At 59.5% G+C, this 17,669-nt stretch carries 15 protein-coding genes; 1 reads left to right on the forward strand and 14 read right to left on the reverse strand.

Features of this window, described 5'->3' with window-relative positions; all coding sequences use genetic code 11:
- Positions 1-23: 23 nt before the first annotated feature.
- From ABS761_RS10740 to ABS761_RS10805, 14 genes are all read right to left on the reverse strand, one after another.
- Positions 24-1,394 carry a TRAP transporter large permease gene (locus ABS761_RS10740; RefSeq protein WP_350408308.1) on the reverse strand — a complete coding sequence of 457 codons (1,371 nt, stop codon included), beginning with the start codon at positions 1,392-1,394 and terminating at the stop codon, positions 24-26.
- Positions 1,395-1,447: 53 nt separating this feature from the next.
- A complete protein-coding gene (locus ABS761_RS10745) occupies positions 1,448-2,026 on the reverse strand; it encodes a TRAP transporter small permease subunit (RefSeq protein ID WP_350408309.1) in 579 nt (192 codons plus the stop codon).
- 19 nt (positions 2,027-2,045) lie between these two features.
- Complete coding sequence (locus ABS761_RS10750; protein WP_350408310.1) at positions 2,046-3,137, reverse strand: C4-dicarboxylate TRAP transporter substrate-binding protein; 1,092 nt, start codon at positions 3,135-3,137, stop codon at positions 2,046-2,048.
- A 33-nt stretch (positions 3,138-3,170) separates the two neighbouring features.
- Positions 3,171-3,566, reverse strand: coding sequence for a RidA family protein (locus ABS761_RS10755; RefSeq protein WP_350408311.1), 396 nt, complete (start codon positions 3,564-3,566; stop codon positions 3,171-3,173).
- A 108-nt stretch (positions 3,567-3,674) separates the two neighbouring features.
- On the reverse strand, positions 3,675-4,427 hold the full coding sequence (locus ABS761_RS10760) for a fumarylacetoacetate hydrolase family protein (RefSeq protein ID WP_350408312.1): 753 nt from the start codon (positions 4,425-4,427) through the stop codon (positions 3,675-3,677).
- 692 nt (positions 4,428-5,119) lie between these two features.
- Positions 5,120-6,232, reverse strand: a complete 1,113-nt coding sequence (locus tag ABS761_RS10765; protein WP_350408313.1) for an NADH:flavin oxidoreductase/NADH oxidase — start codon at positions 6,230-6,232, stop codon at positions 5,120-5,122.
- Between the two features lie 42 nt (positions 6,233-6,274).
- Entirely contained in the window at positions 6,275-6,826 is a 552-nt protein-coding gene (locus tag ABS761_RS10770; protein ID WP_350408314.1) for a nuclear transport factor 2 family protein, read from the reverse strand.
- A gap of 60 nt (positions 6,827-6,886) precedes the next feature.
- Positions 6,887-8,308, reverse strand: coding sequence for an FAD-dependent oxidoreductase (locus ABS761_RS10775; RefSeq protein ID WP_350408315.1), 1,422 nt, complete (start codon positions 8,306-8,308; stop codon positions 6,887-6,889).
- Complete coding sequence (locus tag ABS761_RS10780; RefSeq protein ID WP_350408316.1) at positions 8,305-9,093, reverse strand: SDR family NAD(P)-dependent oxidoreductase; 789 nt, start codon at positions 9,091-9,093, stop codon at positions 8,305-8,307. Before ABS761_RS10780 ends, ABS761_RS10775 begins: the two co-directional genes overlap by 4 nt.
- Complete coding sequence (locus tag ABS761_RS10785) at positions 9,086-9,901, reverse strand: SDR family NAD(P)-dependent oxidoreductase (protein WP_350408317.1); 816 nt, start codon at positions 9,899-9,901, stop codon at positions 9,086-9,088. The genes ABS761_RS10780 and ABS761_RS10785 overlap by 8 nt, the downstream gene beginning before the upstream one ends.
- Before the next feature lie 79 nt (positions 9,902-9,980).
- Complete coding sequence (locus tag ABS761_RS10790) at positions 9,981-10,394, reverse strand: nuclear transport factor 2 family protein (protein ID WP_350408318.1); 414 nt, start codon at positions 10,392-10,394, stop codon at positions 9,981-9,983.
- Between the two features lie 60 nt (positions 10,395-10,454).
- The gene (locus ABS761_RS10795; RefSeq protein ID WP_350408319.1) at positions 10,455-11,570 is read right to left on the reverse strand and encodes a C4-dicarboxylate TRAP transporter substrate-binding protein; all 1,116 of its coding nucleotides are present in this window, start codon (positions 11,568-11,570) and stop codon (positions 10,455-10,457) included.
- A 66-nt stretch (positions 11,571-11,636) separates the two neighbouring features.
- The gene (locus ABS761_RS10800) at positions 11,637-12,938 is read right to left on the reverse strand and encodes a TRAP transporter large permease (RefSeq protein WP_350408320.1); all 1,302 of its coding nucleotides are present in this window, start codon (positions 12,936-12,938) and stop codon (positions 11,637-11,639) included.
- A gap of 9 nt (positions 12,939-12,947) precedes the next feature.
- On the reverse strand, positions 12,948-13,463 hold the full coding sequence (locus tag ABS761_RS10805) for a TRAP transporter small permease subunit (RefSeq protein WP_350408321.1): 516 nt from the start codon (positions 13,461-13,463) through the stop codon (positions 12,948-12,950).
- Positions 13,464-13,996: 533 nt separating this feature from the next.
- Here ABS761_RS10805 and ABS761_RS10810 point away from each other — a divergent pair.
- Positions 13,997-17,669: Ig-like domain-containing protein (locus ABS761_RS10810; RefSeq protein WP_350408322.1), on the forward strand; the 3,673-nt coding region annotated here is incomplete at its 3' end.

Raw genomic sequence — 17,669 nt, forward strand, 5'->3', positions numbered from 1 at the left:
GGTTGTAAAGGCTGCTGCCCTATTTAATTGGCAATCGTGGTGGGCAGCCAGGTGACGAGGCTGGGGACGAGGAACAAGATCGCGCAAACGATCAAGTCTGTTGCGATGAACGGCATGACTCCGCGGAAGACCTCGTCAGAGCGCAATCCGGGATGAGTGCCCGCGACTACGTAGCAGTTCAACCCCACGGGGGGGGTCAGGAGGCCGATTTCAATCAGCTTGACCATTAATATGGCGAACCAGACTCCATCAATACCAAGTTCATTAATGACGGGAAAGATAACCGGCATGGTCACGACGACAATTGAGATGGAGTCCAATAGCATGCCTAGCGGAATCATCATTAGTAGGAATGCGACGGTGACAAGCTTGGGATCGAGACCCAAGCTCTCTACCCATTGGACAGCAGCAGATGGTACATTGGCGAATACCAGGAAATAATTGAAGATGGAGGCTCCGACATAGATAGCCATGATGCTGCTGCTGAGCTTCGCAGCTTGAATGGATGCTGAGTAGAACGCCTCAAGGGGGTTGCCGGCCCGCCATATGGTCACGCAAACAGCAAAGAGCAAGGCAAACAACGCTCCCAGGGCCGCAACCTCGCTGACTGTGCCGAGACCTGTGTATATACCGCCAATGATGATGATAAACAGCACCGCGATGCGTCCCGCACCGAAGATCATCTGCATTTCGGTCGGTTGCTCACTATCAACCATAAGGTCGGGCAGGGTAGGAGTAGGGCGATTGGTGTCAGCGATTTGGCGTGTCTGCTCCGTCCGGGTACGTTGAACGTCTCGGCCAGCCAAGAGAGAAACTGTGATGCTGTAGGCAATAGCACTCAGTATTCCCGGGATAATGCCGGCGATCAGCAGGGCACCTATATCTTCGCCCGTGATGATCCCGTACAGGACCAATATAATGCTCGGCGGTATGAGGATTCCAAGCGTCCCGCCGGCTGCAATGGCACCTGCTGCGAGCTTGTTCGAGTATCCATACCGTTTCAGCTCGCTGATTGTTGTCCGTCCGATGGTTGCCGCTGTTGCGAGGCTTGATCCACATACTGCGCCGAAGCCTGCGCAGGCGGCGATTGCCGATATTCCCGCACTACCGGCCGTGCCCCGAAATAGCTTGTTTGCAACGGCGAAGAGCTCCTTTGCCATACCACCATGCTCGGCGTACATCCCCATCAGAATAAACAACGGGATCACGATCAACGCAAAGTTGGCCGTTGAGCTGTACAGAATGGCACCAATGGAGCTAGTAGCAACGCTTGCGTCTGAGGCGACTACTAAACCGGCGATGCCTGCCCCGGCGAGTGAGATCGCGAGCGGAATCTCGATCATTATTAGGACCAGCAGGACTCCCAAGGCAATAAGCACGGCTGTAACATCCATGGCGTATCTTCCTAAAACGTTACTGGTTTTTCTGCGGCTGCTCGTAATGTCGGCTATTGCCTATGACTCCCGTTTTCTCCAGATGATGAAAATTTCGCCATATTTTTGAGCGCATTTCTTACTGTTTCTAGTGTGAACAGCAGCAAACCGATAAATACTACTAGGCGTGCAGGCCAGATTGGGAATCGGATTAGACCGAATTGATATTCGCTAATGTCTATGGAATGCCGGAAGGAGAGGAATGCCCCGTAGCAAAGCCATGTTGAGATAAAGGCCGAAATCAGCTTCGATATAATATTAATAAATTGCCTTGGTTTTGTCCTTATTGACCGGGTCATCAAGTCCACTGCTATGTGCTCATTCGAGCGTTCAGGTGCTGATAGTCCTAGAAATATGATAATCACCATCAACAATGCCGTTCCCTCCACCAAACCTGGCATGGAGGTACCAAAATTTCGCAACGCAATATTCAGGCTAATTAGAATCATCAGCCCAATTGTGAATAAGGTTGAGGACATTGCGGATATGGTGCTCATCGCCGCGAGAGCTCTATCTGCCAGCACGCCAATTGATCGCACCATATCTGCTTGTCCTATTAAGTTAATTAGAAATTGCCAGAGATATCGCAGCAACGAAGTGCATCCGTATTCCTCATTGCATGCACTTGTCTACTGACGAGACATAATGACTAGATTGTGCGATCTTTGCGACGGTAGCTACGTATTCGTTATAGAATTTTTCTGCTTGATCTTTGTTTTTCTGCGTCTTCAGCCAATCTGTTTTAAATTGGGAGCCGACTTCTTTCTTCCATTTGCTGATTTCTTTATCGTCGAGTGCAGAGATCTTAGTATCCTTGGACTTGACGGTCTTGCAGACTTCTGCGCCTGTTGCTGCGAGGTTGCGCGGAGCGATAGTTCTCTGTGCCTCTTTAGTTGCACGCGTAATTGCCTCACGATCGGCTTCTGACAATGCTCTCCATTTCTTCAGGTTCATAATCGAAACGAACATGAAATATCCGCCGATGCCTGGTTCTGTGATGTATTTCGTTACGCGGTCTAGGCCGTATGATTTCAGTCCTTCGAACGGAATACTGATGTAGCCATCGATCACACTGTGCTGCATGGCTTCAAAGGTATCAGGACCAGCGATACTGACGGGGGTTGCCCCAATAGCTGAAACAGCTTGGGCGGCGTAGCCCAATGCCCGTATCCTTTTACCCTTCAGATCGCTCAGTTGGGTAATTGGAAAACCAGTGCCCAGGACGCTGGGGGGCTGGGGGAAGAACATGAGAACATGAACGCCATTTTTCTCCCACTCAGCTCTGAAATCGTCGTTCTTCTCATAAAGCTCCTGAAATGCCAAAGACTGCGCTTCCGCGTTGGGAGCAAGAAATGGAATAGAGACGATTGTGGACAGGGGTAGCTGCGCGGGGTTATATGAGGGGCCAGTACCGCCTAAATCAGCCCGCCCCTGAGCGACGCCATCGAGTACATCTTTAACCGGCATCAGGGCTCCGCTAGTAAACTGCTGCACGGTGATATGGCCGTTGCTTTCCTTTGCGACCAGTTGCCCCCATTCTTCGATTGTCTTGGACTCTGCAGCTTGTGGGCCTAGATACATTGCAAATTTCAGCTTCTGAGCGTTTTTTGCTGTATCTGTCTCAGCAAAACTTGAGGCGCTGTGTAAGCTGATGAAACCGGCTGATAGGAGCACCATGGTGGTGGCAAATCTATGTATTTTCATCGTTAATCACCTATAGAAAGGTTGATTTCTGTGTTAACTGAGCCCGACAATTGCTTCGATTTCTATCTTCATGTCAGGCATTGCCAGATTCTTGACGCCAATCAGTGTGCTTGCTGGGCGTGTGTCTCCAAAGAATTCTTTCCGGACAGGGTTTATCTTGGTCCTGTCATTAACATCTAACAGATAAACAGTCACGCGCAGGATATTCGATGGCTTAGCCCCAACGGCGTCTAGGAGTGTCTTCATGTTCCTAAAGACTTGTCGGCATTGTTCGACGACGTCATCGCCTCCGACGACTTTGCCGTTGCTATCTAACGCAGCAATACCAGATACATAGACGGTTTCGCCGAAACGTACTGCATCGGTATAGTGACTAATCGGGTCTCCCAGGTTGGAAAGCCGGATTTCTTGCCTATCCTTATTACCCATACTTGCCTCCTTATAGATATTGAACTTCCTTCCATGGAAGTATTCAGGTGATCTCTCATCGGATTGTCTTGGCAACTACTTAATATTGGTGAGGTATTTTGGTGGCTGCTATTCGTCCTGGATGCTGTTGTGCAGTACTCCGAGATGTTCAATTTCGATTTCCACGATGTCTCCGCCTTTCATATAAAGGGTAGGCTTTCGGCCAAGACCAACGCCGGCCGGTGTGCCGGAAAATATAATGTCACCCGGCTCAAGAGTCATCGCGTTACTGATGTAAGAAATGATGGCGGCGACGCTGTACATCATGTTGTCGGTACGATCCGACTGCACAACTATGCCGTTCAGCCGGGTCTCGATTTTTAGGCCGCTGGCGCCTGGAGGTAATTCATCCGCCGTTGTTACGTAAGGCCCCCAGGGGCCTGTGCCATCAAAGTTCTTTCCGATCGCCCATTGTGGCGTCCTGAATTGGTAATCCCGTACGGAAATATCATTGCCTATGGAGTAACCAAACACGTAGTCCAGGGCCTCGCCCTCTGGGATTCGGCGCCCTTTGCGACCTATCACCACAACCATCTCGCCTTCAAAATCTAGCGAATCGCTATCGTGTGGCCGCACAACAGGCGCTCTGTGGGAATTCAAACTGGTGGTTGTGCGTAGAAATAGGGTCGGATACTTGGGTGGTTCGTAGAGGCTTTCTTGCGCGTGATCCACGTAGTTCAGGCCGATGCAAATGATTTTTTTGGGCGCGACTATAGGCGGAAGGAGGGTGATATCGGATTCGTTCGCGGTCTTCGCATCGATAAAGAGAGCTTGTAGGTCGTCGACTGCAAGGCCCCGTCGCAGGAATGCACCGAGATCCATTCCTCGTTCTCCGATTAGTTTCAGCCTTCCGCTGGAGGGAGACACGACACACAATGCACCTTCGATGAGTGCAGTCCCTAATCTCATATATTTCACCCAAAAGAATATATTATTTTCTATAGTGTATATCCTTGCTTATTGGAGAGAATCCGTGTTTTCCCTAACGGATAACGTGCCACAACCCGAGCGAAGACCCAGCTCCATATCAGAAATCGGCTGTGCAAAAAGAAGTTGGAGATTAGCGCTGGCTACTCGGATGAGGTGCGTAGACCATCGTCGCCTCTCCGTTGGTAGCACCTCCCGCCACCCGACAGAGCAGCGCATACGGGCCCGATAGGGATGGAAGCCTTACTCGTACGTATGGGAGCAGATAGATGCCCGGGCCAAGGCCTGCTTCATCAAATCTGTCGGCAGAGCGGGCGGCCTGAGAGATGTCATCAAGAAACTGAAAGAGATGAAGGAATTTCTGCGCATAATCCGACCTAGAGAGCATCAGGACAGCAGCTATCTGAGTCGTAAAAGTAACAAATTGTCATCGGCCGAGCTTGGCTCAAATAACCTAACGGAGAATGGATTTCTCCCAAGGAGAGCATGACGAATTCGCAGGGCGACGACATCATCATCGCGACGTCGACATCGTCCGGATATAGGCGCCCTGCAGAAACGCTATCTACCGGCGGCGCCGGTAGTCATCACGCACGTAGTGGGTGCGCCATGGGAAACCCTGGCCAGGCTTCGGGGCTGGCGCGCCAATGCGATCGCGGGTAATTCGTTTTGTCGCCCAGGGCATGCTGGGCATGCAGCCCCCAGCGGGGATCATCCAGGACGGCCCGCCCGATCCCGGTTAAGTCTGCCTGCCCCGAGGCCACGATGTGCTCGGCCTGAGTCGGCGTCACAATCAGGCCCGCCGCCAATGTCGTGATCTGCGCATCCTTGCGCACGCGCTCGGCCAAGCTGACTTGGTAGCCCGCAACCATCGGGGGCAGTTGTTGGGCACGTGTGTTGCCGCCGCTGGACACGCTGATGTAGTCGACGCCCAGCCCCTTCAGCGTCTTGGCAACCGCCACCGTCTCGTCGATCACGATCCCGCCTTCGATCCAGTCGGTCCCGTTCAGCCTGAAACCCAGGGCCTTGTCGGCGGGCCAGACCGCCCGCACCGCGCGGGCGATGGTCGTCGCCAAGCGCATGCGGTTTTCCAGCGAGCCTCCGTATTCATCCCGTCGCTGATTGGCCACGGGCGATAGAAACGAGCTGACGAGATAGCCGTGGGCGCCATGGATCTCGATCAGATCGAAGCCCGCCCGATCCGCCCGCCGGGCCGCCGCTACGAAGGAGTCGACGATCGATTCGATGTCGGACCGCGACAGCTCATGAGGGGTCGGCCAGCGGTCATTGTGGGTCGAGGGCGAGGGGCCGCTGGGCAGCCAGCCGCCGGCGTCCACCGGGACAGGGTTGGGGTTGTCGAAGGGTTGCGACGAGGCTTTGCGCCCGGCGTGCGAGAGCTGGACACCGAACTTTGCCGGAGAAAACGTGCGGATGCCCGCGAGCAATTCGGTGAACCGGGCTTCCTGTTCACTGTTGTACAGGCCGAGGTCGTTCGGACTGATGCGGCCGGTGTCTTGGACGCCGGTGGCTTCGATGATGACCAGGCCAGCGCCCGAGGTCGCCAGGTTTCCATAATGCATGATGTGCCAGGGCCGCAGCAGGCCGTCGCCCTGGGCGACATACTGGCACATCGGTAGCACGACGACGCGGTTCTGAATCCGCAGGGGCCCAATGGACAGCGGGCTGAATAGAATGCTCATGAAAGGGCGTTCCCCGGCAAGGCAGGTGGACGACGGTCGATTCTAGCCCAACAGGGCGTACAGCGGATCGTCCTTGCCGCGTGTGGCCAGTTGCATGTGGGCCGAGAAAGGCGCATCCCCGGGCGAATCCTCGAGGAGCAGGGACTCGTAGGCCACGACGCGCTTGGCGATCCGCCAGGCGCCTTCGCGCTTTTCGAAGCGGTCCAGATAGCGGCATCGGACCTGTGTCTGTTGCCCGCTGCCACCCACGGTCAGGCCGACGTCAGAGGTCGAGGCCGCGCCGCCGCTCTTGAGCTTCTGGTAGGTTACGCAATACGTCTCGACCAGGGCCACGGTATCGCTTTCCCAGTCGATGATGCAGTTGCCTAACAGGTGCATGGATTGCGCGACCCCTTCGTGGCGCCGCGTCATCCATTGGATCAAGCCGTCGATGTCGCCGTTGTAGGGGCCGTGATAGTCCATGGCGTCCGTGTGATAGGCGCCGCGCACCAGATCGAAGTCGCGCCGATCCACGCCGCGGCAGTACTGCTGCAGGGCGTCCTTGATGTCGTGTTCCGCGGCCAGCCGCCGCAGAAAGGTGTCGTGATCGTTCATGAGGAATCCTTTGTTGAAAAAATCGGGCATCGTGGGCAGGGGCGCACGATGCCCGAACGGTCAGCGGGCCGCCGCGGCATCCTGGGCGGCCGATGCGCCGGCGATGCGGCCGATGGTCAAGGCGTTGGCGATCGAGTTGCCGCCGCCTACGTATCGGTTGCCCAGCACGCCGCCGCCGGCCTCGCCCGCCGCGTACAGTCCCTTGATCACCGTACCCCGCAGGTCGCGGACGCGCGCTTCGGTGTCGATGGCCAGCCCCGTGTGGGTGCACACCAGTTCGGCGGGGCAGGTCCGCGCGGCATAGTAGGGTGCCAGGGCGATCGGATCGAGGGGGCGGTCGTCGCCCTTGTTGTGCATGGTGGCCTGGCGCAGGAAGTCCGGGTCGACGCCGTTGGGAAGCTGCTCGTTCCAGCGCTCCACCGCGGCCGTCAGGCGATCGGCCGGCACGTGCATCTTTGCGGCGAGTTCGTCCAGGGTTTGCGCGCTCAGCATCGCCCCTGTTTCGGCATCCTCCGCGATGCGTTCCTTGTTCCAGTGCGCGTAGCCCTCCGGCAGGGATGTCCGGGCCTTTTCATCGAACACGTTCCAGACCGAACCGCCGTTGTCCCGCACGATGCCCGGGGATACGGCGTATGGGATGTCCTCGTTCATGAAGCGATCGCCCGACTGGTTGATGTAGATCCTCGAGCGCGGCGGAAAGCCCGACTGCCAGTGATGCAGCCGTTGGATGTAGGACGTGACCATCAGCAAGCCCTGGCCGTGGCCCGTCAGGGCGGCCCGGGCCGATTCGGCAAACCGGATATGGTCGCCCCGGCTGCCCGGCGCCGCCACGATGAACAGGTCCTCGCCGGCGGTCAGCGTTTCCGGGTAGTACAGCCGGCGCAGATGACTGTCGTGGGCCAGCCCGCCGCTGGCCACGATCACCGCGCGGGTTTCGATCAACTCGCCGCCGATCTTGATGCCATGTACCTGTCCGTCCTGCACGACCAGGTCCTCGACGCGATTGTCCAGGAATAGGTCGATGCCTTTGTCCAGCCGCTGCTGGTTCAGGACGCTGATCAGGCCATACCCCTGGTCCTTGGGCACGTGGCCACGCCAGATGTCCTCGACGCCCGCCTGCATCAGGCCGGGATCATGCGCATTGGTCGAGAATTTCGACGGAAAGTCCACGCCCAGCCCGATCAGCCATTCCAGGGTCGGCCCCGATGCCTCGCAAAAACGCTGGATCAAGCCGGGTTGCAAGCGCCACTGGTTGAGGTCCATGTAGTGCTGGAAGAAACGGGCAGCGGAATCCTCGATGCCGAGGGCGCGCTGCACGCTGGTGTCCGCAGCCGTGAACATGCCGGCGGAAAGTTGTGTGGATCCGCCGATTTCCTTTTCGGATTCCAGCACCGCCACGCTGGCGCCATGCTCGGCGGCGGACACCGCCGCGGCGAGCCCGGCGCCGCCGGCGCCGATGACAATGACGTCCCAATTGCTCATAAGTCGCCTCCCTTGGATCGTTTGGCTGCTTCGTGGCGGATTCGCCAGTAGGTTCCGGCGGCGATCAGGCCGCCATCGATTGTCAGCTCGCTGCCATTCAGATAGGACGATTCTGGAGACATCAGGAAGACCACCGCCGCACTGATTTCGGCGGGTGTTCCGGCCCGCCCGAAGGGGATGGATTCGAGGGAAGACGCGACGAAGGCATCCGCATTGGACACCATGGGTGTATCGATCAGGCCGGGATGGATGGAGTTGGTCCGGATTCCCCAGGGTGCGTATTCCCCGGCGGCGCTCTTTGTCAGGCCGCGGACCCCCCACTTGCTGGCTCCGTAGGCCGCGCCATGGTAGCCGAGCTGGCCCGAGATGGAGGAGATGTTGACGATCGACCCGCCGCCGCTGTCGCGCATGAGCGGCGCCATCGCGCGCATGCCGAAAAATACGCCGTTCAGATTGACGCTGATCACCTTGTGCCAGTTTGCATCATCGGTGTCGTTGATGCCATGACGGTAGGAAACGCCCGCATTGTTCACCAGGCCGGCCAGGCCACCGAACGCGCTCTTGATGTGAGCCGCCAGGGCGTTCCAGGCGCCGGAATCCACCACATCCAGGACATGGCCGCTGACGGATCCGCCCTGCGCCTGGATCGCGCGCACCGTCGGCGTCGTGTCCTTCAGGTCTGCCACGCACACGTGCCAGCCCGCCTTGGCCAGGGCCTCGGAGTGCGATGCGCCCATGCCTTGGGCGCCGCCTGTGACCAGCACTACGCCCTTGTGGTCAGCCATGGCGGGATCCCCCGTCCACGCCCAGCGTCTGGCCGGATACGTAGGATGCCGAATCGGACACGAGGAAAAGCAGGGCGTTGAACACCTGTTCGGGCGTGCCGATGCGTCCCAGCGGGATCGTCGACAGAGCCTTGGCCATGGCCTCGGGGTTCTCTTTGACCCAATTCGTCATCTCGGTGTCGATGAAGCCGGGCGCCAGGCCGTTGACCCGGATGCCCTGATCACCCAATTCCACCGCCAGGGACTGCGTCAGGTTGTGGACCGCCGCCTTGGACGCCGAGTAGATCGGCCGGCCGCGCCTGACCCGGAAAGCGGCTACAGAGGCCATATTGATGATGACGCCACCGTTTTGCATGGCCTGTGCGGCGGCCTGTGCGCCGAAAACCACCCCGTCGACATTGACGCCGAAGGTGCGATCGATTTCTTCGGGGGTGACGCCGGCGATGGGGGTCTGGGGAAAAACGCCCGCATTGCTGACCCAGATGTCCAGGCGCCCGAAACGCGCCTTGGCCTCGGCCGCGATCTTGAACAGCTCGTCGCGCTGCGACACATCGCAGCGCAGGGCGGTCAGTGATCCTGTGCCGTCAGCGGCGAGGCGGCCGTCCTGGCGGGCGGCATCGAATGTTTGTTGCAAGAGATCCTGGTCGAGGTCCACGCCGATGACGTGCACGCCCTGATGCGCCAGCCCGAGCGCAAAGCATGCGCCCATTCCTCGGGCCGCTCCCGTGACGACGGCCACGCGACCAGCGAGCTCCGGATACCGGACGCCGCCCAGGCCGCTACCGGGATGTGTCGATTGATGTTCCACGTTTAACCCTTTGAAAAATATCCATGAATCCGTGCAGCCCCGCGGGATCTGGCGGGCTGCCGGAGTCGAGCCTGCCGGCTCAGTATTCGACCTTCCTGTGGCGGATCAGCCACCCATCGGCTGACTTTTCCAATTGGTCGATGTTCGTCACGATGCGCAGAATCCGGGCCTGTTTCCGTTCGATGTCGGTGCCGACGATCATCACGTACGCGCGCACTTGGGCGGAGGATCCATCGCATTCGGTCACCCAGATGTTCTCGATGACGTGGCGGTGGCGCTCGCCCGCCTGTTGCGCGGACTCGCTGAACCGGCGCGAAATATCCGCGAGCTGGTCGTGCCCGATGGCGGGTTCCCCATAGGTGGGAGAATGAAACTCGCCGTCCGCGGTGAAGGTTTGGGCCCAGCCCTCGTGTTGGCCCGTATCGATGAGATGGGCCTGCTTGGCGTAGAGGTTCCGCAGCACGGCGATCTGGGTTTCATCCTGGCTGTTCATAGTCGATCCTGAATAACAACCGCGCCCCAGGGCCTGAGCGGCCCGAGGGCGCTCATGGTTTTACTGAGCGATGAGCTGGTCCAGGTTGACCTTGCTGTAGATTTCCTTTTCCAGCAAAGCGGCAACCGCGTTCGCGTCCTCGCGATCGATGGTGCCCAGCAGATCGTGCCATTTGGTTTCGAGCGCCGTGTATTCGGCGATCATGGCCGACGGGTCCGCGACGCCGCGGTCCTTTATGGCCTTGGCGGGCAGCTCTTTGATGTAGCTCGACTGGAATGCGTGCAGGGCGTCGACCAGGTCCTGATCAGGCTGAATAACCTGGATTTTCTTTTCAGCCATCGCCAGGGCTTCCTTGGCGCGCGCGGCATAGCCGATCTGCTGATCCGCCTGGCCCTTGGCCATATACGTGATCATGGCTTTCTTGTTCTCGGGCGACAGGCTCGTCCAGAACTCGGGGTTCAGCACATAGATAGCGCCCGGTACGGCGCCCATGTCCAGGCGGGTGATGGAGGAGGCAACCTCGATGAACTTCGAGTTGATCAGGTTGGGGACCTCGGCCATGGTGCAGTCGACCGAGCCGCGCGACAGGCCGGTGTACACATCGCCGATGGGGACCGAAACGGGCACGCCGCCGATGCTTGCCACCCAGTCGGTCTGGGTGCCGCCCGCCGTGCGGATCTTTTTGCCCTTGGCGTCGGCCAGCGACTTGATGGGCTTGGCGCACATGAAGTTATAGGCGGGCGTCGAATAGCCGCCGGCAAACAGGACCTTTTGCTTTTGCCATTCTTGGATCAGGTCTTTGTTGGTGAGATTGATTTCCGTGTAGGCGAAGGCTGCCGCCATCGGATCCTTGACCAGGAAGCCCAGATCGACCAGCACGTTGTTCAGCGGCAGCTCTGCCGGGGTGTATCCGGGGTATACGATTCCCAGTTGGGCCGTCCCGTCGCGCAGCGCCTGGATGGTGGCCTTGGCGGGCACCAGCGTGCCGCCCGAATAAACCGTGAACGAAATCCCGCCGTCGGTGGCTTTCTTGAGCCCCTCGGCGAACTTCTGATAAGGCTCGGCGTTCAGCGTGTGAATGGGCTGCAGCCAATTCGTCGCCCGGTACGTCGTGGCCAAGCTGGCGGACGAGAAGGCGAGACCGGCGATTGCAAGCATCAGGACAGACTTTTTCATGGGTTTCCTTTGATAAATTTCAGATCCCTTGTGGTGGCGATCGTTTGGATGAGAATGGGGCTCCGCCTACTTCATCAGTGAAGGCAGCCAGAGAGTCAGGACTGGGAAGGCGATCATGCAGGCCACGACGAAAACGTCGCAGATGATGAACCACGTGACGCCCTTGAAAATCGTCCCCAGCGCGACCGACTTTCCGAGGCTCGAGCGGATGACATAGACATTCAGGCCCAGAGGCGGCGTGATCAGCCCGATTTCCAACAGCTTCACGACCAGCACACCGAACCAGATCATGTTGACGTCATAGCCCTCGAGCAGGGGGGCCAGCACGGGCAGCGTCAGCAGCATGATGGAGATGCTCTCCATGAAGCAGCCGAGTATCAGGTACACGATGCAGATCAGGATGATCACGGCGGCAAAGCTGTAGCCGTCCAGTGAGCTTGTCACCCACACCGGGAGGGTCGACAGAGCAATGAAACGCGAGAAGATCGCCGCGCCCACCACGATGATGAAGATTGCGGATGTGCTGACTGCCGTGTCGAACAAGGCTTTTTGCGCGACCCTCAGGTTGAACTGCCGCCTGGCGGCGGCGATTACGACCGCCAGGAACGCGCCGACGGCACCGGCCTCGGTTGCGGTGAAGATCCCGGTAAAGATTCCGCCGAGCACCCCGACGATGAGCAGCGGCAGCGGCCAGATGTCCCGGATTGCTTCCTTGCGGTCCTCGGCCGTGAAAGCCTCCTGCGCACGGGGGGCGAGCGCCGGATTGATTTTGCAGCGCACCGTGATCATGACGATATACGCGATTGCCGAGAGGATCCCCGGAATCACGGCGGCGACGAACAAGGCGCCGATCGAAAGGTCCGTGATCAAGCCATAGATGATGAGCAGAACGCTGGGCGGGATCAGGGATCCGAGCGTGCCGGCAGAGGCGACGGAGGCGGTGGCGAGCGACGGGAGGTAGCCGGCCTTCAGCATTTCCGGGACCGCGATGCGGGAAAACGCCGCCGCCGTGGCCACGCTCGAACCGCTCGCGGAGGCGAACAGGGCGCTGGCCATGACGGTCGCGGAGGCCAGGCCGCCGGGCACGTGTCCGAGGAAAATCCTCGCGGCGCGGAACAGGCCACGCGTCAACCCGGCGGCGGATGCGAAATAGCCCATCAGTAAAAACATCGGGACGGCGGAGAGGTTCCAGTCCCCCACCAGTTCATAGGGCACCGCCTTGGCTACGCCGATCGCCGGTTGCAGCCCGATGATCAGGAGTATCCCGAGAAACCCGACCAGCCCCATCGCGATCCCGATGGGAAAGCGCGTGGCAATGAATACCAACAACAGGACGATGCCGAGAATGCCGACAAGCAAGGGATCCATCAGGGTTCCTCAAATTTGATCTGGAAAGTCGGATGTGCCATCCGCAAATTCATGCTTCAAGGGGCCTTGCCCCGTCAAGATGCGGGTCAGCTGGAGCAGGGCGACAAGTGCTCCCAGGGCCAGACCGATCGGCAACAGGAAACGGCTGGGCCATGTGATGACATCCCAGGTGCTGGCGTCGAACTCGCCGATTCGGTAGGCGTGCATCGCGGGCGCCCATAGGAACCAGGCGAGAAAGCCGTAGCAGATCACCGTCGCCGCGGCGCCCATCGCCGCCATGAGCATGCGGATGGGCTTGGAGGCGATCCCGTAGAGCAGCTCGACCACGATGGCTTCGCCGCACACCTCCACCCAGGCGAGCGGCAGGAACACGATCGCCACCATGTAGTAGCTGGCCACGATGGTTTCGTTCCCCGGAATCGGCTCGTGGAGCAGATACTTGCCCGCCACATCCAGAGTGACCTGGATCATCATCAGGACCAGCGCCGTTGAGCACACCAGAACCAGGGCGTGGCTGGCTCTCATGATCAATTTATCCATTGTGTTTTCTCTTGGTCGGGCGACCGCTGGTTGCGCGGTTTGAATCCCGCTTCATGTATACATGTAATCTGGAAATCTCGATTTTTCGGCTGATTTTCGCCAAAAAACCTTAACAGATATCAATTGTGCATACATGAATTCGTTCTGTTCATTAGTGGTTTCCCTAGTTTTACGTCTTTTTTATGGGAATTTCTCATGGGGTTATCTTCTTAATGTATACATGAATCTAATGAATCCGCTTTGCCGCTCTGGAAAACCGCCGGATTGTCGTCAGCAATAGGCGCCGTGTGGGACGCCTTCCGGCCTGGCTGCCCGAGGTGCACGTCCTTAGCGCGTGGATCAAGATCGGTCGCGCGAGTCGGTTCCGGCCAAACCTGTCGGCGACGACAATATGTTGCTGCGTCGAATTTCCTTACCATAGGAGCACTTTATTGCGCCCGTAATCCGAAAATCCATGGAAGTCCATTGATTTAAAAGAATTTTTTGGCGCGCCACACTACATCAAGAGCATCGACGCAATGGCTATTCAAGTCGCAACGGTTACATTGATCATCGGTCAGGCCTGGCTCAAGCAAGCCAACGGCGAGCGCATTCCTCTCACGGAGGGCATGACGGTTTCGCAGGGGGCCGAGATCGTCACCGGCGATGGCAGCACTGTCCGGCTAGAGATGGCCGACAGCGACCCCATCTACATCGGCTCGGATCGCGAATTCCTGTTCGGCTCCGACGTGATCCAAAGTGATGTGAACGCCATCGATGCGGCGATTCACGGTCTCGACAGTTCGACGACCGGCATCCTGGCGAGGTTGCTGGGCACGGGCGAGGACCTCTTCACGGCCATTCAGTCCCTGAACCTGCTCTCCGACAGCGATGAGGGCGCGACCGGTCGGGCGGATGTCTATGCATCGGACCCGGCCGAACGCAGCACCGACAACCTCGTCCATCTCCTGAATCTGCTGGAAACGACCGGTGCGATCGCCGATCGCTTTGCACGGATCGCCGAGCCCAGCCGCCCCCTGGTCAGCGAATTTCCGCATACCGTCCCGAACGATGGCCACCTGTCGTCGGATCGGTTCGACCGTCAGGGTCCCGACAATACCGCGGGCACGCCCGGTTCCAGCAGCGTGCCGGACGCCACCCCCGGCATCCCCTTCCCGACCTTGACGCCCGCATTTGCCAGCATCAGCGTGGGTACGATCACCGGCGACAATGTCCTGAATCTGCGTGAGTCCCGCGACTACGTCCTGGTGTCCGGCCGGGTGGGCGGCGATGCCAAGGCAGGCGATATCGTCACGTTGGATGTGGGCGGGAACGCCTACCAGACCGTTGTCGCGGGTGATGGCAGCTGGTCCGCGCATGTGCCCGGCTCGGCCCTCGAGCAGCAGGGCTCCCTGCATGCGGCCGTCACCGCCACTAATGGCAGCAGCAGCGTGACCGCGGCGGTATCCCGGGATTACGGCGTGGACACCAATCCGCCCGACGTGGACATCCGGATCGAGCAGATCGACCGGGTGGATTCTGCCGGGGGAGTCACCGCTTCACTTGCGGCTGTCGAGCCCCGCTATATCGTCAGCGGCACGCTGGATTATGAGGCGGGGGCCGACATCGCGGTGACCGTCCAGGTCAACGGCCGGGCCTACGAAGCCGCCCTGGACGGCGATGGGCACTGGTCGATATCCGTGCCGGCATCCGAGTTCGGCTACCAGGGCGAGGTCTATGCCATGGCCACCGCGACCGACGCGGCCGGCAACAGCGCGAGCACCTCAGTGACGCACGATTACGCCCTCAACACCCCGCCGACCGCGACCGATGGCCGGATCCTGGGAGTCGAGGATACGCCGCGGGTGCTGGCGTGGGACGAATTCAACGTCAAGGACGACTCGCCGTCGGCGGACCAAGGCATCCTCATCACCGGTCTGCCGGCCGACGGGGTCCTGCAGTTCAACGCGGCCGCGCCCGGCGAGGCGCCGGCGTGGACCACCATCCAGCTCTCGGACGGGCGCTACGAGATTTCGCGGGCAGACATCGAGGCTGGGCGGCTGCGCTTCGTGCCCGATGCACACGAGTCTGGCTGGGATTCCTCGGCGGGCGATGCTGTGGGCAACAACCAGGCCGATTACGCGCATATCACGTATCGGCCATCGGATGGCGAGTTCGAAGGCCCGGCAGCCACTCTGGTGGTAGACATCGCGCCGGTCGCCGACGCGCCGCAGATGCATTTCGAGGTCGTCTCCAGGGACACGATCCAAGCCCTGCCCGAGGCCAGCTACACCCTGGACGGCGGAATCGTGATCACGACGGCCGATGGCGCATACACCGTCAGCGGCCTGGGTACCGGGCAACTGATGTTGCCCCCGTTTGCGGCGAATACCGGCGGCAACATCAACCCGAACGATGCCACCCAGGGCCAGACAGACGTCATTGCGCTCATTGGCGATTTCAATACGCTGGTCGTCGGCCGGGACGGCCAGGCGTGGCAACCGCTGTATGGCATCAATGGCGAGAACCGGGATTATGTATTTCTCAGCAAGTCCCATGATCGCTACGAACTGACGAACGCAACCTATAACCAGGGATTCCTCAACGGTCGACTGACCGACCTGGATAGCGGACTGTCGATCACTCTGAACAATGTCAAGGGCTTGATCTATGGGGACGGGCATTCCAGCAGCAACATCAGCATCGGCTATCAAGAGACCGGGCAGTCCCATGATGAAGTGACGCTGAGCCTGCATGTGGGCCTGCTGGACACCGATGGCAGCGAAACGCTCTCGGGCGTGACGTTGACCGGAATCCCTGAGGGCGTGGCGGTCGAAGGCGCGGTGAGCCTGCCCGGTGGTGACTGGTATATTGCCAATCCGGACGGTCTGCAGGCCATGAATCTGACGCTGGTGCTGCGGGTGCCAGAAGGCACCGCGCCCTTCGCGGTCACTGCGCAGGCAAGCTCGACCGAAGACGGCGCGGCCACCGCCGCGACCAGCAGCGTAACCATCGAACCTGGCGGCGGCTCAGGGATCGATGTGTCCGTCGCCATGGCACCGGTCGCGGGCGACGGGGTCATCAACGCCACTGAAGCGAGCGCGCCGACGATCGCGCTCAAGGGGACGATTACCTCGGAAGGCGGCATATCGATCGCCGTGATCCTGACCGTCAACGGCCACGACTACGCTGCGACGATAGACCCCCAGTCCGGCACCTGGACAGCCGACATCGCCACCGCCGACCTGCTGGCGGACTCCATGGTCGTGATCCGGGCGACCTCCGCCGATGCGGCAGGCAACAGTACGACCGCGACGACCTCGCACCTTTATGGCATAGATATCGCCGCCCCGGAATTGACCATTGCCGTGGATCCGATCACTGCGGATAACCTCGTCAATGTCGCTGAGTCCGGCGAGCCGGTGGATGTGTCCGGCGCGGTGTCTGGTGAGTTCAATGAAGGCGATGTTGTCACCCTGACGGTTGGCGGCACCTCGCTTACAGGCACAGTGGGTGCTGATGGCACTTGGACGATCGCGGTTGCTGGATCTGACCTGGCTGCTGCTGGCTCTCTGAGTGTGTCGGTCACGACTGCGGATGCGGCTGGCAATAGCACGACTTCGACGACGACCCATTCCTATGGCGTAGATACGACTGCACCTGAGCTGGCGGTGTCTGTGGATCCGATCACTGCTGACAACGTCATCAACGCCGCCGAGTCTGGCGCTGCGACGATTGCGGTGTCGGGTACGGTTGGTGCCGAGGCGGGAGCGTCGACCACGGTGACGATCACGGTCAATGGCCAGGATTACACAGCCACCGTGGATACCACGAACGGCACCTGGGCTGTGGATGTTGCGACCGATGATCTGTTGGCTGATAGCGCGGTGGCTGTCAGCGCGACGTCTACCGATGCGGCTGGCAACGGCACGACGGCCACGGTTAGCCACGATTACTCGGTTGACACGACTGCGCCTGAGGTGACGGTCTCGGTTGATCCGGTGACTTCGGATAACGTGGTCAATGCCGCAGAGTCTGGCACGTCGGTGGATGTCACTGGCACGGTGACGGGAGAGTTCAATGAGGGTGATGTCGTCACCCTGACGGTTGGTAACACCTCGCTCACAGGCGCGGCTGGTGCCGATGGCACGTGGACGATCGCGGTTCCTGGATCTGACCTTGCGGGCTCTAGCTCGCTTGACGTCTCGGTCA

Origin of the sequence: Castellaniella sp. GW247-6E4, from assembly GCF_040276065.1 — a bacterium.
Taxonomy (GTDB): Bacteria; Pseudomonadota; Gammaproteobacteria; order Burkholderiales; family Burkholderiaceae_B; genus Castellaniella.

What these genes read in the sequence shown, in the direction of transcription:
- ABS761_RS10765 (WP_350408313.1), bottom strand. Translation starts at nt 6,232, where the DNA reads ATGAGCATTCTATTCAGCCCGCTGTCCATTGGGCCCCTGCGGATTCAG.
- ABS761_RS10760 (WP_350408312.1), bottom strand. Translation starts at nt 4,427, where the DNA reads ATGGATCTCGGTGCATTCCTGCGACGGGGCCTTGCAGTCGACGACCTA.
- ABS761_RS10775 (WP_350408315.1), bottom strand. Translation starts at nt 8,308, where the DNA reads ATGAGCAATTGGGACGTCATTGTCATCGGCGCCGGCGGCGCCGGGCTC.
- ABS761_RS10795 (WP_350408319.1), bottom strand. Translation starts at nt 11,570, where the DNA reads ATGAAAAAGTCTGTCCTGATGCTTGCAATCGCCGGTCTCGCCTTCTCG.
- ABS761_RS10770 (WP_350408314.1), bottom strand. Translation starts at nt 6,826, where the DNA reads ATGAACGATCACGACACCTTTCTGCGGCGGCTGGCCGCGGAACACGAC.
- ABS761_RS10740 (WP_350408308.1), bottom strand. Translation starts at nt 1,394, where the DNA reads ATGGATGTTACAGCCGTGCTTATTGCCTTGGGAGTCCTGCTGGTCCTA.
- ABS761_RS10800 (WP_350408320.1), bottom strand. Translation starts at nt 12,938, where the DNA reads ATGGATCCCTTGCTTGTCGGCATTCTCGGCATCGTCCTGTTGTTGGTA.
- ABS761_RS10780 (WP_350408316.1), bottom strand. Translation starts at nt 9,093, where the DNA reads ATGGCTGACCACAAGGGCGTAGTGCTGGTCACAGGCGGCGCCCAAGGC.
- ABS761_RS10750 (WP_350408310.1), bottom strand. Translation starts at nt 3,137, where the DNA reads ATGAAAATACATAGATTTGCCACCACCATGGTGCTCCTATCAGCCGGT.
- ABS761_RS10755 (WP_350408311.1), bottom strand. Translation starts at nt 3,566, where the DNA reads ATGGGTAATAAGGATAGGCAAGAAATCCGGCTTTCCAACCTGGGAGAC.
- ABS761_RS10790 (WP_350408318.1), bottom strand. Translation starts at nt 10,394, where the DNA reads ATGAACAGCCAGGATGAAACCCAGATCGCCGTGCTGCGGAACCTCTAC.
- ABS761_RS10805 (WP_350408321.1), bottom strand. Translation starts at nt 13,463, where the DNA reads ATGAGAGCCAGCCACGCCCTGGTTCTGGTGTGCTCAACGGCGCTGGTC.